At 64.9% G+C, this 22852-nt stretch carries 17 protein-coding genes; 9 read left to right on the forward strand and 8 right to left on the reverse strand.

Annotation, left to right across the window (positions count from 1 at the left end; all coding sequences use genetic code 11):
• The first annotated feature begins 132 nt into the window (after window positions 1–132).
• The 4 genes from epmA (at window position 133) to JWR51_RS03215 (ending at window position 3260) form a co-directional block, all read left to right on the forward strand.
• Window positions 133–1182, forward strand: coding sequence for an EF-P lysine aminoacylase EpmA (gene epmA, locus JWR51_RS03200; protein WP_299743836.1), 1050 nt, complete (start codon window positions 133–135; stop codon window positions 1180–1182).
• Complete coding sequence (locus tag JWR51_RS03205; protein WP_299743566.1) at window positions 1179–2237, forward strand: lysine-2,3-aminomutase-like protein; 1059 nt, start codon at window positions 1179–1181, stop codon at window positions 2235–2237. The genes epmA and JWR51_RS03205 overlap by 4 nt, the downstream gene beginning before the upstream one ends.
• 205 nt (window positions 2238–2442) lie before the next feature.
• The gene (locus tag JWR51_RS03210) at window positions 2443–2787 is read left to right on the forward strand and encodes a helix-turn-helix transcriptional regulator (protein ID WP_299743569.1); all 345 of its coding nucleotides are present in this window, start codon (window positions 2443–2445) and stop codon (window positions 2785–2787) included.
• A complete protein-coding gene (locus JWR51_RS03215; RefSeq protein ID WP_299743572.1) occupies window positions 2784–3260 on the forward strand; it encodes an SRPBCC family protein in 477 nt (158 codons plus the stop codon). Before JWR51_RS03210 ends, JWR51_RS03215 begins: the two co-directional genes overlap by 4 nt.
• Window positions 3261–3403: 143 nt before the next feature.
• Here JWR51_RS03215 and JWR51_RS03220 read toward each other — a convergent pair whose 3' ends face one another.
• From JWR51_RS03220 to JWR51_RS03235, 4 genes are all read right to left on the reverse strand, one after another.
• Window positions 3404–3934 carry an AAA family ATPase gene (locus JWR51_RS03220; protein ID WP_299743574.1) on the reverse strand — a complete coding sequence of 177 codons (531 nt, stop codon included), beginning with the start codon at window positions 3932–3934 and terminating at the stop codon, window positions 3404–3406.
• Window positions 3935–3946: 12 nt separating this feature from the next.
• On the reverse strand, window positions 3947–4594 hold the full coding sequence (locus JWR51_RS03225) for a glutathione S-transferase family protein (RefSeq protein ID WP_299743577.1): 648 nt from the start codon (window positions 4592–4594) through the stop codon (window positions 3947–3949).
• A 2-nt stretch (window positions 4595–4596) separates the two neighbouring features.
• Window positions 4597–6354: a Rieske 2Fe-2S domain-containing protein gene (locus JWR51_RS03230; protein WP_299743580.1), complete on the reverse strand. Its 1758-nt coding sequence runs from the start codon at window positions 6352–6354 to the stop codon at window positions 4597–4599.
• 236 nt (window positions 6355–6590) lie between these two features.
• Entirely contained in the window at window positions 6591–7493 is a 903-nt protein-coding gene (locus JWR51_RS03235) for an aromatic ring-hydroxylating dioxygenase subunit alpha (RefSeq protein ID WP_299743583.1), read from the reverse strand.
• A 77-nt stretch (window positions 7494–7570) separates the two neighbouring features.
• On the opposite strand from JWR51_RS03235, the gene JWR51_RS03240 reads away from it, so the two are divergent.
• The gene (locus JWR51_RS03240; protein WP_299743586.1) at window positions 7571–8605 is read left to right on the forward strand and encodes an Ldh family oxidoreductase; all 1035 of its coding nucleotides are present in this window, start codon (window positions 7571–7573) and stop codon (window positions 8603–8605) included.
• On the opposite strand, the gene JWR51_RS03245 is transcribed toward JWR51_RS03240, so the two are convergent.
• The 4 genes from JWR51_RS03245 to JWR51_RS03260 form a co-directional block, all read right to left on the reverse strand.
• Window positions 8586–8720, reverse strand: a complete 135-nt coding sequence (locus JWR51_RS03245) for a hypothetical protein (RefSeq protein ID WP_299743588.1) — start codon at window positions 8718–8720, stop codon at window positions 8586–8588. The genes JWR51_RS03240 and JWR51_RS03245 overlap by 20 nt on opposite strands.
• An 18-nt stretch (window positions 8721–8738) precedes the next feature.
• Complete coding sequence (locus JWR51_RS03250; RefSeq protein WP_299743590.1) at window positions 8739–9395, reverse strand: response regulator transcription factor; 657 nt, start codon at window positions 9393–9395, stop codon at window positions 8739–8741.
• Window positions 9392–11638: an ATP-binding protein gene (locus tag JWR51_RS03255; protein WP_299743592.1), complete on the reverse strand. Its 2247-nt coding sequence runs from the start codon at window positions 11636–11638 to the stop codon at window positions 9392–9394. The genes JWR51_RS03250 and JWR51_RS03255 overlap by 4 nt, the downstream gene beginning before the upstream one ends.
• Window positions 11639–11841: 203 nt before the next feature.
• A complete protein-coding gene (locus JWR51_RS03260) occupies window positions 11842–12615 on the reverse strand; it encodes an SDR family NAD(P)-dependent oxidoreductase (protein WP_299743595.1) in 774 nt (257 codons plus the stop codon).
• A 320-nt stretch (window positions 12616–12935) separates the two neighbouring features.
• Here JWR51_RS03260 and JWR51_RS03265 point away from each other — a divergent pair, with 320 nt between their 5' ends.
• The 4 genes from JWR51_RS03265 (at window position 12936) to JWR51_RS03280 (ending at window position 22743) form a co-directional block, all read left to right on the forward strand.
• Window positions 12936–14126, forward strand: coding sequence for an efflux RND transporter periplasmic adaptor subunit (locus JWR51_RS03265; RefSeq protein WP_299743598.1), 1191 nt, complete (start codon window positions 12936–12938; stop codon window positions 14124–14126).
• Entirely contained in the window at window positions 14126–16075 is a 1950-nt protein-coding gene (locus JWR51_RS03270) for a MacB family efflux pump subunit (RefSeq protein WP_299743601.1), read from the forward strand. Before JWR51_RS03265 ends, JWR51_RS03270 begins: the two co-directional genes overlap by 1 nt.
• A 414-nt stretch (window positions 16076–16489) precedes the next feature.
• A complete protein-coding gene (locus tag JWR51_RS03275) occupies window positions 16490–18388 on the forward strand; it encodes an autotransporter assembly complex family protein (RefSeq protein WP_299743604.1) in 1899 nt (632 codons plus the stop codon).
• Window positions 18385–22743: a translocation/assembly module TamB domain-containing protein gene (locus JWR51_RS03280; RefSeq protein WP_299743607.1), complete on the forward strand. Its 4359-nt coding sequence runs from the start codon at window positions 18385–18387 to the stop codon at window positions 22741–22743. The genes JWR51_RS03275 and JWR51_RS03280 overlap by 4 nt, the downstream gene beginning before the upstream one ends.
• The last annotated feature ends 109 nt before the right edge of the window (window positions 22744–22852 follow it).

Raw genomic sequence — 22852 nt, forward strand, 5'->3', positions numbered from 1 at the left:
AGCGGTGGCGGCGGCCTAAAGGAGCGGCAACAGAGACGATCCGGGCGCACTAATTGGTGTTGGGTGCCCCGATACCTCAATTCCGCCGAAACTGCCAGTCCCGAGCACGAAAGAGCAAAGCTGTTGGCCACAATCCCGCAATCGCCGTGGTGGACGCCTGCGGTTCATGCCGACCGGCGGCCGATCCTTTTGGCGCGCAACTTTATCGAGGCCGCCATCAGGGGGTTTCTGGTGGATCAGGATTTCCTCATGGTGGACCCGCCCGGGCTGCAGCGCTCGCCCGGCAATGAGACGCATCTGCATGCGTTTTCAACCACTTCCATCGGCAATGATGGGCAGGCCGAGACGCTATATCTGCATACCTCTCCCGAATTCACCATGAAAAAGCTGCTGGCGGCGGGTGAGCAACGGATCGCGAGCCTCGGCCATGTGTGGCGCAACCGGGAGCGCGGGCCGCTGCACAGTCCCGAATTCACCATGCTGGAATGGTATCGGGTGGGTGAGGGTTATGAGGCGGTGATGGACGATTGTGCAGCCATGCTGCGTCTGGCGGCGGCAGGGGCGGGGAGTAGCGTGCTGCGCTATCGCGACCGCGAATGCGATCCGTTTGCCGAGCCTGAGCGGCTGAGCGTGGTGCAAGCCTTTGAACGCCATGCGGGAATTGACCTGCTGGCGAGCATGGACGCGGATGGCTCCACCGACGCGGAGGCCCTCGCGGCGCAGATGCGCGCGAAGGGGATAAGCGTGCCCGATGAGTACACGTGGTCCTATCTGTTCAGCCTGGTTTTGACCGAAAAGGTCGAGCCGCAACTGGGGATCGGGCGGGTGACGATTCTCGACGAATATCCCTCGGTTGAGGCGGCGCTGGCGCGAAAATCAGGGCGCGACGGGCGGGTCGCGGAGCGGTTCGAGGTTTATGCCTGCGGGGTCGAGCTCGCCAATGGGTTTGGCGAATTGACTAACGCGGACGAGCAGCGCCGCCGGTTTGGTCTGGAAATGGATGAGAAGCGGCGGCTCTATGACGAGGCTTATCCCCTCGATGAGGATTTTCTGGCCGCGCTGGCGATCATGCCCGAGGCGAGTGGGATCGCCATGGGATTTGACCGCGTGGTAATGCTGGCGACGGGCGCGCCGAAAATCGATTGGGTTATGTGGGCACCCGTGGTGGAGGCAGGGGCATGACGCTGCACCGCGCTATCAAGAGTACCGACGAGCTGGTTGAGGCCGGGCTGATCGAGGTTGGCGATCGCGACAGCATCGCGGCGGTCACGCAAAAATACGCGCTGTCGATTTCGCCGACGATGGAATCCCTGATCAATCGGGACGATCCCAACGATCCGATCGCCCGGCAATTCGTGCCCGATCCGCGCGAGCTTGTGACGACGCCGGACGAGCGGGCCGATCCAATTGGCGATCTCGCGCATTCGCCGGTCGAAGGCATCGTGCACCGTTATCCTGACCGGGTGCTGCTCAAGGCGGTGCATGTGTGCCCGGTCTATTGCCGGTTCTGCTTCCGCCGCGAAATGGTGGGGCCGCAGGGCTTGGGCACGCTGGCGCCCGAGGCGCTGGAGGCGGCGTTTGGCTATATCGAAAGCCATACCGAGATCTGGGAAGTGATCCTGACCGGCGGCGATCCACTGGTGCTGTCACCGCGCCGGCTGCGAGCGATGATGGAGCGGCTGGCGCAGATTGCGCATGTGAAGATCGTGCGGTTCCATACCCGGGTGCCCGTCGTGGAGCCGGAGCGCTGCGATGCCGAGCTGATCGCGGCGCTCAAGTCCTGCGGCAAGCAGGTTTACATCGCGCTGCACGCCAACCATCCGCGCGAGATGGGCGAGGCGGCACAGGGTGCCTGTTCGCGGCTGGTGGATGCGGGCATCGTGATGCTCAGCCAGTCGGTGCTGTTGCGCGGCGTCAACGACGATGTCGAGACATTGGCAGCGCTGATGCGGGCCTTCGTCGAAAACCGGGTGAAGCCGTATTACCTGAACCATCCCGACCTGGCGCCGGGGACATCACATTTCCGGCTGAGCATCGAGGAAGGCCAGAAGCTAGTCGCGGCACTGCGCGGGACGATATCGGGGCTCTGCCAGCCGACCTATATCCTGGATATTCCGGGGGGATATGGCAAGGCCGACATCGGCGCGAGCAGTATCGAGGCGCTGCCCGACGGGGGCTACGAAGTCAGCGATTTCCGCGGCGGCGTGCATCAGTACCCGCCGAACCCCTCACCCTGACCCTCCGCTGAACGCGTCGAGTCTGTCCCTCTCCCACAAGGGGCGAGGGAGGACGACTGTGAACTCTCGGCTCCACCCCTTCTGCCCATCCACGGAGCCCCCTTCTCCCCTCGTGGGAGAAGGTGCCCGAAGGGCGGATGAGGGGGCTCCTTACCCAATGTCACTTAGCTCTTGCGCTAACTATTGCACTCTGATACTTAGCTTTATGGCTCAGCAATCACACCAACTCGACGGCATTTTCCAGGCTCTCGCCGATCCCACCCGCCGCGCGGTGCTGGGACGGTTGGGGCAGGGGCCGGCCAGTATCAGCGATCTGGCCAAACCCTTCGACATGGCGCTGCCGTCGTTCATGAAGCACATCCATTCTCTGGAAGGCAGCGGGCTGATCCAGACCCGCAAGGAAGGTCGCGTGCGCACTTGCGCCATCGACAAGCAGCGCTTTGCCACGATCGAGACCTGGTTGAGCGACCAGCGCGCTCTGTGGGAGGGACGCACCGACCGGTTGGAACAATTCGTGCTCAAGACGCAAGACAAGGAGACACAAAAATGAACTTCATGTTGAACCCCGACACCGACCTGACGATTTCGCGCGTCATCAAGGCACCCCGTGCGCGGGTGTGGAGCGCATGGAGCGATCCGCGCAGCTTCGAGCAGTGGTGGGTACCGGAACCGGCCAAATGCAAGGTGGTGGAGATGGAGTTGCGGGCTGGCGGCGGGTTCATGACCCAGATCAGCGAAAATGATGGCCCGTTCGGCCCGCATCTGAGCGGCTGCTTTCTCGATGTCGTCGAGGGCGAGCGGATCGTTTTCACCAACGCACTGCTGGGCGGCTGGCGCCCGGCGGCGCAGCCGTTTATGACGGCGATCATCACGCTGGCGGACCATCCCGAAGGCACCGAATATCTTGCCCAGGTGATGCACAAGGACAATGCCGACCGCAATATGCACGCCGAAATGGGCTTCTATGACGGTTGGGGCACGGTGATCGAGCAGTTGGCCAGGCGGGTAGAAGCGGGGGCGTAATAGCGCCCACTGGGTCATCCCCGCGCAGGCGGGGACCTCTGTTGCACTTCCGTGCGCAGTAAACGGAGGTTCCCGCCCACTGGGAATGACCGGGTGGAGGTTGGGCGTTTTGCCGGTGGGAGCTGAGGCGTTCATAGAACGCTCTATTCCGCCAGGACCCGCTCAATGAAATCGGCGCGCTCGGTGACGCTGATCTTGGGCAGGATGATCGGCTCGTAGCCGAGCGACGGATAGACCTGCAGCAGATTAGCGTATTCCGCCTCGGCTTCGGCGAGACCGTGGCGGCGTTCGGGGTCGGTGACGTAGATTTCGGGCCAGGGCGGGGTGAGGAAGACCCGGTGGTGGTAGCGGTGCGCTGCACGGAGCGGCGCCAGTGTGAGCTCGCCGGTGAGGCGTTCGACGCCAGCGGCCGCGTCGATCAGGCCGCGATCGAAGAAAACCAAGCCGGCATGGGAGGCGACGGCAGCGCGATCCGCCAGGGCCATCGCCATGGCACGGCGGATGAAGGCCTCTGTGTCAGCCCAGGGCAGCGCTGTGCCGCCGCTTTGCAGTTGCTGCTGCACGATACGGCGCCCCGGTTCCTCCACCACGGTGTGGCCACGCCGGCCAAGCTCGGCGAGCAGTGTGGACTTGCCACCGCTCGAGCAGCCGGAAATGACGACGAAGTTCTCCATTCCTCGCTCCGGCTATTCCGCGGCGGCGCGCCCAGCCGGGAATATCCCCGACATCACCATGAAGCCGGGAATGCGCCGCACCCGGTCGGTCCAGCGGCGAATGGCGGGGTAATCCATGCGCGAAATGCCGCCTTCCTCGCTGAGCATCACGTAGGGGAAGCAGGCGATATCGGCAGTGGTGGGGTGCGGGGCGGCGCAAAGCCAGTCGCGACCCTCGCGTTCGCCGAACCAGAGGTGTTCGTCCATCAGGCGAAACAGGCGGTGGGCGCCGGCCTGCACCTTGGGCAGGTCGAAATCGTAGAACATGCCGAGCGCCAGGCGGGCTGCCGAGGCAGTGGCGGTGATGTCGTCGGCGAAGGCGTGCCACTGCAAAACTTCGGAAAGCTGGGCGGGTTCGGTGGGGAACCACAGGCCGCTGGGATCGTACTTGCGCGCCAGATAGGCCAGGATCGCGCCGCTGTCGCGCAGCACGAGCCCATCATCAACCAGAACCGGGAGTTGGCCGAGCGGGTTCAGCTTGAGAAACCAATCGGATTTGTGCTGGCGGCCGGGGTAAAAATCGACCGGAATGATGTCATAGCGGACGCCCAGAATGCTCATCAGCAGGCGCAGCTTGTAGCAATTGCCGGAGAGTTCGAAGTCGTAAAGGATGATGGTCATGGTCAGATATCCAGCACGAGGCGCGGGGTGAGCGAGCGGGAGACGCAGGTCATTATGCAGTTGTTGGCGCGCTTTTCGCTGGCGTTGAGATAGACGTCCTGATGGTCGGGCGTGCCCTCCATGACGCCGGTGAGGCAGGTGCCGCAGGCGCCCTGTTCGCAGGAGGAAGAGACCTGGAGGCCGGCCTCGCGCATGACTTCGAGGATGGTCTTGCCTGAGGGGATGTGCAGCGTCATGGCGGAGCGGGCGAGTTCGACCTCGAAGGCCGAGCTGTCGTCGATGACGCGGTCGTTGCGGAAGTATTCGTAGTGCACCGCCTCGTCGGGCCAGCCGAGATCGGCGGCAGTGCTGCGCACGGTTTCGAGCAGCGAGCCGGGGCCGCAGATATAGACGTGCTGGGCGAAGCTATGGGCGCCAAGGGTTTTGGAGATGGTTTCGGCGATCGCCGCGCGGGGCAGGCCGATATGGAGGGTGACATTGGCGCCCAGGGCGTCGATCTGGTCGCGGAAGGCGATTTGGTCTTGCGAGCGGACGATGTAGTGCAGCTCGTAGGGCAGGTTGGACTTGGCGAGGAACCGCGCCATCGAGAGGATGGGCGTGATGCCGATGCCGCCGGCGATCAGCACGGTGCGGATGGTGTCGCGGCGGAGCGGGAAATTGTTGCGCGGCTCGGAAATGGCCAGCACATCGCCTTCGCGGACACTGTCGATCAGGGCTTCGGAGCCGCCTTTGGAGGCGAGGTCGCGCTTGACGCCGATGGTGTAGCTGAGGAGTTCGCCGGGGCCATTGGTGATGGAATATTGCCGGCTGAGGCCATTGGGCAGGTGCACGTCGATATGGGCGCCGGGCTGGAATGTGGGCAGGTGATTGCCGTCGAGCGCGGCCAGTTCAAAGGCGGTGATGCCGGCGGCGGTGGCCCATTTTCGCTTGACCACGGCGCGCAGGGTCAGGGCGCTGCCGATGGTGATTTCGGGCATGGTGGAGAGTTCGACGGAGACTTTTTCGAAGCTCGGGGTGAGGGGCTCGGGGGCTGGTTTGCGGGCGGCAGCGCGCTCGAGGCGGTCGCGGAGGGCGGTGAGGGTGGCGTTGTGGTCGTGCAGCCGCTCAATCGCGTCCTCAGGCGTGCCCTCCAGCAGGCCCCGAATTACCGAACGACCAGCATCGACAGGTTGAACAAAAAACACTGCCGAGGATGATCCTTTGACCGATCGGGCGGTCATGCGAATGCCCAAGCCCGGCAGGCGCTCGGCGACTGTCTCCGCCCTGAAATCATCATCCGCCGGCGCGAAGGCGAATTGTTCCAGCGCCTCGATCACGGCATCTGCCGGGGCGTTAACGGGCACAGGACGCAGCGCGAACCAGTCACCGGCTTCTGCATCAGCGAAGGGCGCAAACTCGCCGGCGCCGTTATTGGCGGACCAGACGAGGCCGAAGGCTTCGACGACGGGATAGGTCGTATTGGTGATGCGGCGGGCTGGGGCGTCGGCGGGGTGGGCGGGGATGTAGGTGCAGCCGGCGGAGCGGTTGGCGTAGCGCCATCCGTGATACTGGCACTTGAGTTCGCCGCCCTCGTTGATGCCGATGGAGAGGCGCACGCCACGGTGCAGGCAGCGATTTTCCCAGACATTCACATTGCCGTCGTCGGCGCGCCAGATCGCGAGTTCGCGGCCGAGAAGCTGGCCGTGAAAGACGTGGCGGAGGGGCAGGTCCGTGCTGGAGGCGACGGGGTACCAGGTGGTGTCGGTGGTGGAGAGCGTCATTGTCATTGATCCGGGGTCGGTCGGATCGCGCCACGATCATTGGAGTTTAGGACAGCTACCCTGGCGTACGGGGCGGCTTGGGGGAATATCACACCCACCGGCGCTTCCCGCGGACTTGATCCGCGGGTCTCTATCGGCATGTAACGCGTGTGGAGAGTGGCCTGCGGATCAAGTCCGCGGGAAGGTCGGTGGGCGGGGCGATATCGGGCCATTTCTGGTCGGCTTGCCCTCAATCCTCAGCTCGCCATTGGGATCGTGCCGTAGGTGATCCCCTTCTGGCTCAGCCATCTCCGGTAGGCGATGGCGGATTTGTCGGCGCGGATCGGGGTTTCGGCGCGGGGGTCGAGCGGTAGGCGCTTGGGGTATTGGTTTTCGAGGATGGGCTTGTCCTGGCCGAAAATGGTCTGCTGGAAGCGGCGCAGGTCCGTAATGGTGGAGGTGCTGTCGATCATCGATTGTAGCAAGTGGGCGCGGGTGGTTTCGGCGGTCATCGGCTGCAGGAAGATGGCGATGACGTCCTGGCGGCTCACATCCTCGGGGCAGGATTTGTAGAGCACCGAGCAGAACGGGTGCGGCACGCGGTAGATATATTCGACCTCGATGCCCTCGGTCGCGCTGAGCGCGGCGCGGGGCTGGAAGAAGCGGCAGCGGGTGGCCAAAACCTCGTCGCGTTCCTCGGAGACTTCGACGTCGTATTCCTTGACCTCGGTATGCGGCTCGGCGCCCAGAATGTCGGTGTGCACATAGGGGAAATGGCCCATGTCGAGAAAGTTTTCGACGATGCGCGGGGCCGACGAGCCGACGCCAATGGAGCCGCAGCTCATGTTGACGCGGTCGCTCTCGGCGTATTCGGGGATGGGAAACAGGTGATCGGGCGGGTTGCCGAAGCTGGTCCAGATATAGCCATAGCCGATGATGACGGGCAGACGCGCGGTCACGGTGGCCAGGTCGATTTCGTCGCCGTGTTCCTCATTGGTGCGCAGCCAGACGACGGGATTGCCCTCGCTGTCACGGGAAAAGGCGAGGCGCTGGTCGAGCAGCAGCGTGGTGCTGACCACGCCCACGGGTGTCTCGTCTACGGCGGCGATGACCTGCCAGAGGTCGCGGGTGACGGCGTCGATCGGGGATGGGGTGGTCATGGGCATTATCTCGTGGCAGGTGTGATGTCACATTAAACGGGTCGCGCGGCGTTGCCAGTATAAACTTGGAGGATGAGATGGCTGTGGGTGAAGCAGCGCGGTTTCCGCTGGCGGAACTGGAAGTGCGGGTGGCGGAGGCTTTGCGGCAGGCGGGGGCCAGCGAAGCGTCGCTGCAGGCGGCCACCAAAGCCATGCTGCACGCTTCGCGGGTTGGCGTGGATAGCCATGGCATCAGGCTGGTCGAGCATTATTGCACCATGCTGGCGGGCGGGCGGCTGAACAAGAATCCCGAGCTGAAAGTGGATATTCGCGCTCCGGGCAGCGCCATGGTGGATGGCGACGACGGGCTGGGGCACTACGCGGCCTATAAGGCGGTCGAAGTCGGCTGCGAGCTGGCGCGGACCAGTGGCGTGGCCGGCGTCGGCATCGCGCATTCATCCCATCTGGGGGCGGCGGGGGCTTATGCGCTGGCGGGGGCCGAGGCGGGGTTCGTGGCCTTTGCCACCACCAATACCGATTCCATGGTGGCGCTGCATGAGGGCGCGGCGCGGTTTCATGGCACCAATCCGCTCGCCTTCGCCGCGCCGGTGCCGGGACAGAAGCCGTGGTTGCTGGATATGGCGACCTCATCGATCCCGATGAACCGGGTGCTGCTGCATCGCTCGATGGGCGTCGACCTGCCCGAGGGCGTGGCCGCGGATGCGGCCGGGCAGATGGTCACCGATCCGCACGCGGTGGAGATGTTGCTGCCACTGGGCGGGCAGGGCTACGGCTATAAGGGCGCAGGGCTGGCCGGGGTGGCGACGCTATTCTCGGCGCTGCTGACGGGCACGACGCTAGACACCGATTTCATCCCGATGTTCGGCGGCGGTGATATTTCCAGCCATCGAAACATGGGACACTTCGTGATGATCGTGGACCCCGACAAGTTCGTCGGGCGCGAGATATTCGGGATGATGATCACGCGCTATCTGGAGAGCCTGCGCGGCGCGCCGGCGCGGGCGGGCGGCGTGGTGATGGCGCCGGGGGACCGGGAATGGGCGGAGGCGGAGCGGCGCGAGGCCGAGGGTGCGCCGGTCGATCCCGATACGATCAGGTTTTTGGGGCTGTAGCCACGACGCCGCCCTGGGCAACGAGTCTCGGGACTTCGGACAGGGTGAAGTCCTTGGGCAAGAAGATGATGACCGCCAGCGCGGCCATGATGAGTACGGTCCACAGGATACGCATTACTAAACTCCTAAAGCCTCACGCCAGTCCCCGTTTCAGCGCCTCGCGGGTGGCCTCCGCGCGGCTCGAAATGTTGAGCTTCTGGTAGATCACCTTGACATAGGACGCCACGGTCTGGGGTTGAAGGCCGAGACGGGTGGCGGCCTCCGATACGGTCATGCCACGTGCCAAGAGGGTTAATACTTCGGTCTCGCGCGGGCTGAGCCCGGCTGCGTCGGCGGGCGCCGATGCGGGGCCGCGGAAATGGGCCAGCATGCGGTGGGCGATGGAGGGGGAGAGCGGCGGCTCGCCGCTTTCGATGCGCTTGAGGTACCCGACAAGGAGGTTGGCTTCCTCGTCCTTGAGCACATAGCCACGGGCGCCGGCCGCGATGGCCTCGAACAGGTGGGCGTCATCGTCGTAAATGGTGGCGACGACGGGCAGGGCATTGGGAAACTCGGCGGCGAGGCGCCGCACGATATCGACGCCCGAGCCATCGGGCAGGCCGATATCGACGACGGCCAGCGTCAGCTTGGTGCCATTGGCATCGAGCCACTGCTGGGCGGCCTTCAGCGTGCCGGCAGTGGCGACGCGCAGGCCGGGAAAGGCGCTGGCGAGGACGCCGAGCATCCAGTCGCGCGTGTGCGGCTGGTCTTCCACCAGCAGGCAAAGGCCGGTTTGGGGTGAACTGTTCATGGAGCAGACCCTAGCGCTTCGGGCAGGGCTGACAGCCCCCGATCCGGGGTGGACACGGCGGCGCGCAACGGGACGTCGATACCGATGGCGGTGCCTTTGCCGGTATTGGTCAGCGTCAGCCGGCCGCCGACATCCTCGATGCGGTGACGCAGATTGCGCAGGCCAAAGCCCTGGGTTTCGCCCGCCAAGGCGGTAGTGGCGAGACCGATGCCATTATCGGCGAAGTGAAGCGTGAGGTGATCGTCGTCGAGGTAGAGACTGACGGCCAGCGCGCTCGCCTCGGCGTGGCGGATGACGTTGGAGACGATTTCGCGCACCGAGGAGGTCAGCGCCTTGTGCAGGCGATAATCGAGCTGGATGGCGTCGCCACTCATGTCATTGACGGGCCAATCGAGTGCGATGCCGGCCGCTTCAAGGCGACGTGCGGTCTCATGGCGGGTTTCTGCAAGGACGCGGTCGAGACTGGCCTCATCGCCGGACAGGCCTGAAACGATAGCGCGGATGTCCGAAAGTGCGGCCTGCAATATGGGACGGGTGGCGGCGTCGGCGGTGTGCAGGCCGGTCAACAGGCGGGCGCCGACATCGTCGTGCAGGTCGCGGGCCATGCGGCGGCGCTCCTCGCCGACGCCGCGCGTATAGGCGGCGCGGCCGGCTTCGGCGTGTTCGGTGAGGGTAACGAGTTGATTGGCGAGTTGCAGGTGTTCGGGCGTGAACAGGCCACGGCCGGCGAACGGATAGGCCAGGCGGAGCGCAGGGGCGCCCGCAATGGCTGGCAGGAACAGGGTCAGCCCATCGCCGGGGAGGCTCGGCTGGGCGATATCGGCCTCGGCTTCGGCCAGCTCCAGCGGGTCGAACAGGCGCGCCAGCAGGTTGCGCCAGCGGATGGCGCTGTCCTGGCGCGAGGGGGCGAAGGCCACGTCGATGGCGGCGGCGAAAAGCTGATGATCCTCGATCTGGCGGCTGCGCATCAGGCGCCGCCAGAGCCAATCGCGCAGCGGCAGGTAAAGAAAGCCAACCGCAACGAGCGCCAGCCCGAAAGCGGGGGCGCTGTCGAGATCGAGCGCAATCACCAGCACGGCGTCGAAGGTGAGCAGCAGCAGCGCGCCCACGGTATAGAACAGGATGCGGTAGGCCCAGCGGCCCAGCTCGAACAGGCGATAGCGCAGCAGGCCGAGCGCGAGGCCGACATAGATGACGACGAGCACGCCGGTGACGTGGCTCTGCGGCACGCCGAAGGGCAGGTGCAGCAGCACCGGCGCGGCGCCGAGCAGCGTATAGCTGCCGGCGCCGGCGATCACCGACAGGCCGATCCAGCCCAGCGCCGCGCGGTCCGACGGATGCCGACGGGTCGACCACCATTGCGCGGCGATGGTGATGAAAATGGCCAGCGTTTCCACCGCGACCCACAGATAGAGCTGGGCCGGGCCGGCGCCGATTTCGGCCAGGTCGAGCCCCATGGCGACCAGCAGCACCAGCGGCAGAATCAGCAGCCACCGCGGGCGAACCAGCCGGCACGGATAGCACAGGAACAGGCCAATTATGGCGAGGCCGAACATGAGCGAGCCGGCGTGATTGATCGGGATCATCGCGGCGAACCAGTCGCCGTTGATAGCCAGTTCGCGATTGGCGTAGATGGCCGATGTCGTCGTGGCGCCAATCAGGCCCACGGCGGTCAGCGCGAACATGATGGGCCCCAGCGCGCGTGGCCGCAGCGCCCAGACCCAGCCGGCGATCAGCGTGCCCGCAATGCCGGTCAGGAATTGCACCCAGAAGCCGCTGGGCAGTGTCCACCACGGGCTGCCCTTGGGATAGGCGACGACGGTGTAATCGGCCCCGGTCAGCGGGTTGACGAGATAGAGCGTTACTCGGGGTTGGGCCACGATGGCCGCCAGCATGGATTGACGGGCATAGAAGGCGTCGAGCGCCGCATAGGTGTCGAGGCTATCAGGCTCGGGGCGGACGTCGTCGGCCTCGAGCAGGATCGGGTCGGCGGGGGCGCTGCCGGGGGCGGGCACCGTGCCAATGGCCCGCAGCCGGGCGCCCGGAACGATGCCCGGATTGTCGATCCGCGCGTTCAGGTCCACGCCCGCGATAGTGACGACGCTTCCATCGGGGGATGCGAGCAGCGTCAGGCCCATGCGGGGCATACTGGTGGCCGCCGCAAAGGTCACCCACGTCAGCACCACGCAGAGCAGCACGACGGCGACGAGCAGCAGACCGGGCGAGGCGGCGGCGGGTTTCATCCTCGCATATGAGGGGGGATTTTTTTCCGGTGCAACTAAATGGTTAGGGGATTGTTAAGGGCGGTCTTCACCTCTCCCTTTGGGGGAGAGGTCGGCCGAAGGCCGGGTGAGGGGGCCTTTACTGGGTGAGGTGTGTGGGGAAGGCCCCCTCACCCGACCCAAGAGGGTCGACCTCTCCCCCAAGGGAGAGGTGGAGAGAAGCCTCACCCCTCCCGATGAATCGCAAAAGGGCCCCAGGCTTGGGTCGTCGCCATCATTTCGAGGCGGTTGATATTGACGTGGGCGGGCAGGGTGGTAGCCCAGAAGATGGCTTCGGCGATGTCGTCGCCGTTCATCGGCGTGGTGCCCGCATAGGGGGCGGCCGCCTTGGTGTCGTCGCCCTTGAAGCGGACCAGCGAGAATTCGGTTTCGGTCAGGCCCGGCTCGATATTGGTGACGCGGACATTCTTGCCCTGCAGGTCGCTTCGCAGGTTCATGGCAAACTGCTTCACAAAGGCCTTGGTGGCGCCGTAGACGCTGCCGCCCGGATAGGCATATTCGCCGGCCACCGAACCCAGGGTGACAATGTGGCCGCCGCCCCGGGCGATGACGCCGGGCAGCAGGGCGCGGATGGTGACCATCAGGCCGCGGATATTGGTATCGACCATGGTTTCCCAATCATCGAGGCTGGCTTCGGCGGCGGGCTGCAGGCCCAGCGCCAGGCCCGCATTGGCGAGCACGATATTGACCGCGTCGAAGGGCGCGGGCAGGCCGGCAATGGCGGCTTCGAGGGCGGGACGGTCACGGACATCGAGTTCGATAGTGTGGCAGCGCTCGCCCAGCTCAGCCTTGAGATCGGCGAGGCGATCGCCGCGGCGGCCGGAGGCGATCACACGGGCGCCTGCGGCGACATAGCGGCGGGCGGCGGCGGCGCCGAAGCCGGAGGTGGCGCCGGTGATGAAGACGGTGAAGCCAGCGGGGTCGAGGGTCTTGTACATAGGGCGAGTCCGGATCGGAGGGATTGGCGGCAAACTGGGCTGGAGCGTTGGAGCAGTCAAGGGTGCAATGCGGAGGAGAACTCCCCCTCATCCGGCCCTTCGGGCCACCTTCTCCCCGGTGGGAGAAGAATAAGAGAGCGCCGGGTTTTCAAGATTCCTCTCCCCCTCGGGAGAGGGTGGCCGAGCAAAGCGGAGGCCGGGTGAGGGGGATTGGTGCGGCGAGTAGGAAGCTTGCCGAATGGCAATGCAGCTTTCCAAGTCCTAACGTTACGAACCTCCGGATCGTCCCTATATTGCCAGACGAATGGGAGTGTCCGGGTTTGAAGATTTTTGTCCGCCTGCTGCTAGCCGTGGTGATAGTGGGTGGCCTTGCGGCCGCCGCGTGGTGGCATTTTGCGGCGCCGCAGGCAGCGAGCGTGCCCAATACGGTCGCGGTCAAGCGGGGCGATATCGAAAAGACGGTGCTGGCATCGGGTGTGCTGGAGGCGGCCTCGCTGGTTAGCGTCGGCGCCGAAGTGTCGGGCCGGATCGATAGCGTCAATGTGGTGCTGGGGCAGAACGTCAAGAAGGGCGACCTGATTGCCCAGATCGACTCGCTGAACCAGGAGAATGCGGTCAAGGCCGCGGAGGCGGCACTGGCCGGTATCCAGGCGCAGAAGCGGGCGCAGGTGGCCAACCTGGCCCAGGTCAAGGCGGCGCTGACGCGCGCCACGCAGATGTTCCAGCAGAGCCTCATCGCCCAGACCGATTTCGAGACCGCGCAGGCGGCTGTGGAATCGGCGGAAGCTCAGATCGACGGGTTGGATGCGCAGATCGCGCAATCGACGCTGCAGGTGGAAAGCGCGCAGCTCAACCTGAGCCGTACCAAGATCGTGGCGCCCAATGACGGGACCATCGTGGCGCTGCTGGTGGATGAGGGGCAGACGGTCACGGCGTCGCAGCAGATTCCCACCATCGTCAAGATCGCCAACCTGGACACGATGGTGATCAAGGCGGAGATTTCCGAGGCCGACGTGGTGCGCGTGGCGCCCGGACAGCGGGTCTATTTCACCATATTGGGCGAGCCCGACGTGCAGATCGATGCCAAGCTGCGCGCGGTGGAGCCGGCGCCGACATCGATTAATTCCGAGACCACCACGACGGACGCCGCCATCTATTACAACGGGCTGTTCGATGTGCCGAACCTGGACCACCGGCTGCGCATTTCGATGACCGCGCAGGTGACCATCGTGCTCGACGAGGCCGAGAAGGTGCTGGTCGTGCCCTCGGGCGTGCTGCGCAAGGATCGCGACGGCAAGCCGATGGTGCTGGTCTATGATCCGCAGACGCAGACCACCAAGCCGCAGCCGGTGACGGTGGGGCTGGACAACAATGTGAGCGCCGAAATCACCGATGGGCTGAGCGAAGGCGACCAAGTGATCCAGAGCGGTACGACGACCGCGGCGGCGCGGCCAACGGGCGGCGGGCAGCGCGGATTTGGCGGACCGGGCGTGTTCGGCGGGCGGCCCTGATGGCCGATCCGATCATCGCGATAAGGGGCCTCAGCCGGCGGTTCCAGACCGGGCCGGAAACCGTCACCGTGCTCAAGGACATCGACCTCGATATTTTTGCGGGTGAGATGGTGGCCATCATGGGCCAGTCGGGCTCGGGCAAATCGACGCTGATGAACATCCTGGGGTGCCTCGATCGACCCAGCGCGGGCACCTACAAATTCGCCGGGCGCGAAGTGGGCAGACTGGGCCCGGACGCGCTGGCGGAACTGCGGCGCGAGCATTTCGGCTTCATCTTCCAGCGTTATCAATTGCTGACCGATCTCGACGCCGTCGAAAACGTGGAAATGGCCGCCATCTATGCCGGAGCGCAGCCGGCGGCACGGCGCAAGCGAGCGATTTCGCTATTGACGCGGCTGGGCCTGGGCGACCGCCTAAGCCATCGGCCCGGGGCGCTATCGGGCGGGCAGCAGCAGCGCGTCAGCGTAGCGCGGGCGCTGATGAATGGCGGCGAGGTGATCCTGGCCGACGAGCCCACGGGGGCGCTGGACTCCAAGAGCGGCAAGGAATTGATGGCCCTGCTGGCCGAGCTGCATAGGGACGGCCACACCATCATCATCGTGACGCATGACCCACTGATCGCCGCGCAAGCGGAGCGGGTGATCGAGATTTCCGACGGGGCGATCATTGCCGATCGGCGGAACACCGAGACCTTTGGGGCGGTGCGCGCCGAGGAGCCGATGCGCAAAGTCGCGCGCTGGCGCGAGGGGGTTTCGCGGGCCGGCGAGGCGCTGCGCATGGCGATGCGGGCCATGGTGGCGCACAAGCTGCGCACGTTCCTGACCATGCTGGGCATCATCATCGGCATTGCCTCTGTGGTCAGCGTGGTGGCTTTGGGACAGGGCAGCCAGGAGACGGTGCTGAGCAATATCTCCTCGCTCGGCACCAATACGATCAACATCTATCCGGGGACCGGCTTCGGTGACCGGCGCAGCGCGCGCATCCAGACGTTGCTGCCCTCGGATGCCGACGCGATCGCGACGCAAAGCTATGCCGACAGCGTCAGCCCGCAGGTGACGTCCAATGCCACGGTGCTGTTCCGCAATACGTCCTCGAATGCCTCGATCACCGGGGTGGGCGACAGCTATTTCCGGGTCAATGGGCGCACCTTCACCCAGGGCGTGCCGTTCTCGGCGCAGAGCGTGATCCAACGAACGCAGGAGGCGGTGATCGACCAGAACGCGGCCTCCGCCTTCTTCGTCAATGGCGAGGACCCGATTGGTCAGGTGATCCTGCTCGACAAGGTGCCGGTGCGGGTGATCGGGGTGGTGGAGACGGTGACCGGGTTCGGGCCGGGCAATAACAGCGCCAATGTCTACCTGCCCTATACGACCGCAATGGATCGCATCCTGGGGCAGAATTATCTGAGTTCAATCGCCGTGCGGGTCAGCGACGATGCCGATATGGACCAGGCCGAGGACGAGATCACTGCGCTGCTGACGCGCCTGCATAGCGGCAAGACCGACTTCTTCCTGCAAAATACTGCCACCATCCGCGACACTATCGAGTCGACGGCGCAGACTCTGACGCTGCTGATTTCCACCATCGCGGTGATCTCGCTGGTGGTGGGCGGGATCGGGGTGATGAACATCATGCTGGTCAGCGTCAGCGAGCGCACCAAGGAGATCGGCATTCGCATGGCGGTTGGCGCGCGGCGCGGCGATATCCTGCGGCAGTTTCTGATCGAGGCGGTGCTGGTGTGCTTTGTGGGCGGAGCGCTGGGGGTGGCGCTCTCGTTCGGGCTGGGGGCGACGTTGACTTCGCTGATGGCGGGCGCGCGGGTGACCTATTCGGCGCAAACGATCATCCTGGCATTCGTGTCATCGAGCCTGATCGGGGTGGTGTTCGGCTTCATGCCGGCCCGATCGGCAGCGCGGCTGGACCCGGTGGAGGCCCTAGCGCGGGAGTGAGGTTCGCCGCCCACCGCACTTCCCGCGGGCTTGACCCGCGGGCCGCTCTCAATCCGGCACAAGCGGCGAGAGGCCCGCGGATCAAGTCCGCGGGAAGACCGAGGGTGCGGCCACATTGCTGCCCGAGCTATACTTGTCTTCGTGGCTGGCTTCCCCCCAACTGTTCCCCATCCGCAACGATCCCGCCCCGACACCGAAACTTTGTGACCGGCAGGGTGTTCATTGCCTTGGGGTAGCCCTAAACTTGCCACAGAGTTGAACGCGTTCTAGCCGCGCACGGCGTCAGTGCGTTCGATTAGAGTCAAGTTTAACTGAATCTTCTGGCTCGATGAGGCAGAGTGGCAGTCCTCGCCAATGGCGGGTAGGGGCGGAACGAGCGACGGGAACGGTCCACTGAAGCTGGCGCGGATAGTATTGAGTTTGGGGGCGCTTGGCATCGCCCTGCCGCTGGCGAGCGTCGCTTGGACGCCGCAGGCTTCAGCTTTTGAAATTTTTGGCATCAAGCTGTTCGAAGACCAGTCGGACAAGGATGCCGACGCGGTGATCGCCGATCCGCAGCCCTATACGGTCGATGTTTCGGTGACCCAGATCGGGTCCGCCGAAGGCGTGGTGCGCAATGCCTCGGCACTGGTGGCCGACGCCGGGGAGCCGGCCTCGGGCGCGGCGGGATTGCTGGCCAAGGCGCGCGGCGACTACCGGCGCATTCTGGCGGCGCTCTATAATGAGGGCTATTACGGCGGCAGCATCAGCATTCGCGTCGGCGGGGTGGAAGCCTCAAGCCTGGCGCCGGATGTGAACCTGCCCGATCCAGTGGCAGTGGCGATCGTGGTGACGCCGGGGCCGCTGTTCAAGTTTAACCGGGTGCAGGTCGTCAACCAGGCGCCCCTCACCAATGATCCGGGCGATTTTGTCGAGCCACCCTCCAGCGAAGGCTTTGGCAGCGGCGAGATCGCGCGCTCCAGCGTCGTGCTCAAGGCCGAGCAATTGGCGCTCGAGGCGTGGCGGCAGCAGGGTTATGCCAAGGCCGAGATCGCCAATCGCGAAGTGGTCGCCGACCATGCCAGCTCGACCGTCGATGTGACCATCACGGTCAATCCGGGCGCCAAGGCGGCGTTCGGCGATATCGTGGTCAGCGGCACCGAGAACATGGACGCCGATTTCGTGCGCTGGCAGACCGGGATCTCGCCCGGCCAGGAATATGATCCCGACGATCTGAAGCTGGCGCAAAAGCGGCTGGATCGGCTCGAAGTGTTCAGCGCGGCACGGATGCAGGCGGCCGATGCGATCGGCTCGGACGGGCTGCTACCCTATAATCTGATCGTGCAGGAATTGCCGGGGCGGCGCTTTGGCGTCGGCGCGACCTATTCGACCATCGACGGGTTGGGGATCGAGGGCTTTCATCTGTGGCGCAATCTGTTCGGGCATGCCGAACGGCTGCGGCTGGATGCCAAGATCGCCAGCATCGCCTTCCCGATCGATACCGAAGAATTCGACTATCAGTTCGGCGGCACCTTCACCAAGCCGGGCGTGTTCACGCCGGATACCGACCTGATCGCGGCCATTTCGGCGGAGAGAACGCTCTATCCGACCTATACCGAAACCTCGATCAATGGGCGGCTGGGGTTGAACCATACGTTGACCGACCAGATCAGTTTCGAGGGCGGCGTCGAATATGAGCGCAGCCGGTTCGATGACGTATTCGGCACCCGCGATTTCTCGCTGGCGGGCCTCTATGGCGGCATAACCTATGACGGGCGTGACGACGCCGTCGATCCGACCGGCGGCATTTTCGCCTCGGCCAATGTCGAGCCATTCTACGAATTCAACTACGGCAATCCGGCTGCCCGCCTGACGCTGGAAGGGCGGACCTACTTTGGCTTTGGCGAAGACAATCAATTCGTGCTGGCTGCACGGCTAAAGGCCGGCGCACTCGTCGGGCCAAGTCTGTCGGAAATCCCGCCCGACAAGCTGTTTTTCGCTGGCGGCGGTGGCTCTGTGCGCGGCTATGGTTTCAAATCCATCGGCGTCGATGACGGCAACGGCAATGTCACCGGTGGGCGCTATCTGCTGGAAGGCTCGCTGGAAGCGCGGGCCAAGGTGACCAAGGATATTGGCGTCGTCGGTTTCATCGACGGTGGCTATGTGGCGGCTGACCGGTTCCCCGGCCTTGAGGACCTCAGGCTCGGGGCCGGCATCGGCGTGCGCTATTATACCGGGCTGGGGCCATTGCGGGCCGATATCGCCATCCCGCTCAACAAGCGCGCCGGCGATCCCGACTATGCAATTTACGTCGGCATAGGACAGTCGTTTTGATTTCGCGCCTCATATCGCTGCCGCGGCGGCTGGTTGTTCTCGTGCTCGTCGTGCTGGGGCTGGCTGTCGCCGTGCCAGCCGTCATCGTCGCGCAGGACGTGATGACGATGAGCCCGGACGAGCAGAAGGACTGGCTCACTAGCTTCGTGCAGGACCGGCTCTCGACGCCGGAGCGGCAGATCCGGCTCAGCAATATCGAAGGCGCGCTGGGTTCGGATATCGCCATTCGCGAAATCACCATTTCGGATGCCGAAGGGGTGTGGCTGCGGGTCAATAATGCGCGGCTGACCTGGAACCAGGGGGCGCTGTTCCTGGGGCGGCTCGAGGTCAAGTCGCTGACGGCGGACTCGATCGATTATCTGCGCAATGCCAAGCCCGCCGAGGGCGTCGATCTGCCGCCCGCGGAAGCGGGAACGCTAACCATTCCCGAATTTCCGGTGGCGGTGATCCTGGAACAACTGTCGATCCCCAAGGTGACGTTCGGCGCGGGCGTGTTCGGGCTGGGTTCGGCGATTTCGCTCAACGGTGCGTTGACGCTGGAGGGGGGCAACCTGACCTCCAAGCTCGATATCGTGCGGCTGGACGGGCCGGGCGGCACGCTGGCACTGATGGCCAATTATACCAAGGCCGACAACGTCGTGGATGTGGGCGTGACGCTGACCGAACCGCCCAATGGGGTGATGGCCAACCTGCTCAATATCGAGGGAAAGCCTGCTGTCGAACTGGCGATCGCCGGCAAGGGGCCGGTCGCTGACCTGCAGACCACGCTGACGCTCAAGGCCAATGGGCAGACGGCTTTGGGCGGCGGCGCGACGGTGAACCAGACAGCAGACGGCTTTGCCATCGCGGCCGATCTGCGCGGGCCAGTATCAAGCCTGATGGCGCCGCAATACCAGCCGTTCTTTGGCGCCGAGTCGGCACTGACGGCCAACGCGCTGGTGCGCACGGGCGGCGGGCTTTCGATTTCGGGCCTGAAGCTGAGTGGCGGGCAATTGCTGCTCGAAGGCGCGGCGGAAACGACGCCGGACAATTTCCTGCGCCAGTTGACGCTCAACGCCGTGGTGGCTGACCCAGCCGGAACGCCGGTATTGCTGCCGGTGCCGGGCGCGCCGGTCAGCGTCAATGGCGCACAGGTGGCGATCAATTTCGGACAGGACAATTCGGAAAACTGGAGTTCGACGCTCGACGTGAAGGGCCTGACCACCGGCGATTTCGCAGCGCAGACCATGGCGCTGACGCTGGGCGGCGTGGCGGCCAACCTGAGCGATCCGGCAAAGCGGCGGCTGACGTTCAACGGCGACGGCACCATCGCGGGCATCGAGGCTGCGGACGAGGTCAAGGCGGCGCTGGGTGACAGTATAGGCCTGGGTATTGCCGGGCTGTGGAATGCGGGCGAGCCGGTACAGCTCGCGCAGTTCCGGCTGGTCGGCAAGGCGCTGACGGCGGGGTTGGCCGGGGTGCTGGATGGCCCCGAATTCAGGGGCGACGTGGCGGTCGAGACGAGCAGCATCGCGCCGTTCTCGGGAATGGCCGGGCGTGATTTGAATGGTGGCCTGTCGCTCAAGGCCAATGGCACGCTTAGCCCGCTGACCGGCGGGTTTGACCTGACGCTGGACGGAACCGGCACGAACCTCAAGATCGACGATGAGATCGCCGACGGCATTCTGGCCGGCACCGTGGCGCTGTCGGGTCGCGTGGCGCGGACCGAGGCGGGGCTGACAGCTCAGAATTTCAAGCTGGGCAATCAACAGGTGCAATTGCTGGCCGATGGCAGCTATTCGAGCGCCGTGGCGGATTTCACCTTCAATCTCGACCTCGCCGATCTGGCGCTACTGAGCGATCAGGGCAAGGGCGCCGTCAAGGTGGTCGGCACGACCAAAGGCCAGGACGGGGTGCTGGACCTGAACCTGAATGCCGGCTTGGCGGCGGGGCAGTTGGCGGGACGCGATTTCCGCCAGGGCACGCTGACTTTTGCGGGGCGCTCGGACAAGAGCGGGCTGACGGGCAATATCACCGGCGACGGCATGCTCGACGGGTTCAAGACCAGCCTCGTGGCTAAGGTCGATCTCGGCGATGGCGGCCAGGCGCTGAACGATATCGACTTCCAGGCGGCTGGAACGCGGGTGACCGGCGGCTTCAACCGCGACACAGCCGGGTTGGTCGATGGCTCGCTCTATGTGGACTCCCCGGACATCTCGGTGGCGGCAGCGCTGGCCCTGCTCGATGCCAAGGGCGAAGTGCATCTGGAAGTACAAATGACGCCGGATGGCGAGCGGCAGAACGCGACCGTCAAGGGCACGTTGCGCAATGTCGTTGTCAACGATATCAGCGTCGGCGCGGCCGATATCCAGGCGGGCGCCAGCGATGCGTTCGGCGTGCCGGAAATCGACGGAACGGTGACGGCAAGCGCGGTGCATGCCGCCGGCCTGACCATCGATACGCTGACCGCCAAGGCGAGCCAGCAATATCAAAGGAGCCTGACCGGCGTCGCCACGGCATTCGACGCGCAAGCCCATCTGGCGACCGGCACCAATGTCGATGTCGCCGGATCGCTGGCCGCGATCACCGGCGGCTATCGCCTGGCGCTCGATCGGGCGCAGCTGGACCAGGGACAACTCTCGGCGCGATTGGCCAAGCCGACGGTGCTCACCGTGGCGGGCTCGACGCTGTCGCTCGATGCCGTGCGGTTCGATGTCGGCTCGGGCAGCATCACCGCCAGCGGTTCGGCGGGCGAGGCGCTGAACATCGCGCTCGACATCAGCCAACTACCGCTGTCGATCGCCAATGCGGTCGTCCCAAGCCTGGGGCTGGCCGGAACACTGGACGGCCGCGCTACGATCACCGGCAGCGGCAGCGACCCCAAAGTGGCGTTCGAAGCGCGTGGTGCAGGCATCAATGCGGCGGCGATCAAGGACTTTGGCATCGCGCCGCTGAGCCTGAATGCAACCGGCACCTATGCCGCCCAGACCGTGTCGCTGGCGAGTTTGTCGGCGAACGGGAATGGTGGATTGACCATCAGCGGCTCGGGCAGAGTGCCGTTGAGCGGGAACGGGCTGAATGTGACGCTCAAGGGTAACGCGCCGCTAGCATTAGCGCAGCGTTTCGTAGCCGATCGCGGTGGTCAGTTGAGCGGCTCGGTGAGCCTTGACGCGCAGGTGTCTGGCAGCATCGCGGCGCCGAAATTCGGTGGACGGGTGTCAACCAGCAACGCCGGTTACATCGACCCCGAACTGAATTTACGGCTGCACGGCATCACCGGCTCGGCCAGTCTCAGCGGCAATAATCTGGTGATCGACAGCCTTACGGCCGGGCTCGCGACTGGCGGCTCGGTGGCGGCATCGGGCTCGATTGGACTCAGCGGCGGTTTCCCCGCAAACGTAAAACTGGCTTTGAATTCAGCGCGTTACGCTGACGGCAATATGTTCGTGGCCACCGTGCAGGGCAATCTGGCACTGACCGGGAACCTCACCGGCAACCCCCTCCTGAGCGGCAACGTACTGGTAGAAAAGGCCGACATCACCGTGCCCGAAAGCCTCGGCGGTGGCGCCACGATGATCGACGTCAAGCATGTCGACGCACCCCCGCAAGTCGAGCAAACTCTTGTTCGCGCCCGCGTCGATGCCGCCGGCGCCCCGGTCCCCCAGACCCGCCCCGGTGGTGTCCTCCTCGACATCACCGTCAACGCCCCAAACCAGATTTTCATTCGCGGCCGGGGACTTGACGCCGAAGTTGGCGGTTCGGTGCGGCTCACCGGACCGATCGGCGACATCCAGCCGGTAGGCGCTTTCTCGCTCAACCGCGGGCGGTTGGCGATCCTGGGCCAGCGGGTGACCTTCGACAGCGGCACCGTGACGCTGGTGGGCGATCTCGACCCTGAGTTGAACCTCGTGGCGCGCACCGAGGGTGAGGGCATCACGGTGTTCGTCACCGTGTCCGGCCGGGTTTCGGATATCAATGTGAGCTTCACCTCGACCCCGATGCTACCGCAGGACGAAGTGCTGAGCCGGCTGATCTTCAAGCGCGGAATGGGCGAATTGTCGCCGCTGCAACTGGCAAAATTGGCGGGAGCCGCGGCTGAACTGGTCGGCGGCGGCTCGAACCCCTCGCTGCTCGATAGCCTACGCGGCGCCGCGGGGCTGGACGATCTGGATGTGGTCACCGACGCTCAGGGCAATGTCGCCGTGCAGGCGGGGACCTATATCCAGGACAATGTGTATTTGGGCGTGCAGGCCGGCGCTAACGGGCAGAGCAAGGTGACGATCAATCTGGACGTCACCAATGATCTCAAGGTGCAGGGCGCCGCCGGGCAGGACGGCAATTCCAGCCTCGGCGTGTTTTATGAGAGTGACTACTGAGTGCCACGCCCTCGTGGTTCGAGGCGCCAAGCGGCGCACCTCACCATGAGGGCTGTTGAGAACTCGGTCCAGGAGTAGCCCTCATGGTGAGGGGCGAGCTCTTTGCGAG

This window comes from Devosia sp., from assembly GCF_028290625.1.
GTDB lineage: Bacteria > Pseudomonadota > Alphaproteobacteria > Rhizobiales > Devosiaceae > Devosia.

Excerpts from the sequence above, each read along its gene's own strand:
- JWR51_RS03205 (WP_299743566.1), top strand. The coding sequence starts at position 1,179 with ATGACGCTGCACCGCGCTATCAAGAGTACCGACGAGCTGGTTGAGGCC.
- JWR51_RS03210 (WP_299743569.1), top strand. The coding sequence starts at position 2,443 with ATGGCTCAGCAATCACACCAACTCGACGGCATTTTCCAGGCTCTCGCC.
- JWR51_RS03215 (WP_299743572.1), top strand. The coding sequence starts at position 2,784 with ATGAACTTCATGTTGAACCCCGACACCGACCTGACGATTTCGCGCGTC.
- JWR51_RS03220 (WP_299743574.1), bottom strand. The coding sequence starts at position 3,934 with ATGGAGAACTTCGTCGTCATTTCCGGCTGCTCGAGCGGTGGCAAGTCC.
- JWR51_RS03225 (WP_299743577.1), bottom strand. The coding sequence starts at position 4,594 with ATGACCATCATCCTTTACGACTTCGAACTCTCCGGCAATTGCTACAAG.
- JWR51_RS03230 (WP_299743580.1), bottom strand. The coding sequence starts at position 6,354 with ATGACGCTCTCCACCACCGACACCACCTGGTACCCCGTCGCCTCCAGC.
- JWR51_RS03235 (WP_299743583.1), bottom strand. The coding sequence starts at position 7,493 with ATGACCACCCCATCCCCGATCGACGCCGTCACCCGCGACCTCTGGCAG.
- JWR51_RS03240 (WP_299743586.1), top strand. The coding sequence starts at position 7,571 with ATGGCTGTGGGTGAAGCAGCGCGGTTTCCGCTGGCGGAACTGGAAGTG.
- JWR51_RS03245 (WP_299743588.1), bottom strand. The coding sequence starts at position 8,720 with ATGCGTATCCTGTGGACCGTACTCATCATGGCCGCGCTGGCGGTCATC.
- JWR51_RS03250 (WP_299743590.1), bottom strand. The coding sequence starts at position 9,395 with ATGAACAGTTCACCCCAAACCGGCCTTTGCCTGCTGGTGGAAGACCAG.
- JWR51_RS03255 (WP_299743592.1), bottom strand. The coding sequence starts at position 11,638 with ATGAAACCCGCCGCCGCCTCGCCCGGTCTGCTGCTCGTCGCCGTCGTG.
- JWR51_RS03260 (WP_299743595.1), bottom strand. The coding sequence starts at position 12,615 with ATGTACAAGACCCTCGACCCCGCTGGCTTCACCGTCTTCATCACCGGC.
- JWR51_RS03270 (WP_299743601.1), top strand. The coding sequence starts at position 14,126 with ATGGCCGATCCGATCATCGCGATAAGGGGCCTCAGCCGGCGGTTCCAG.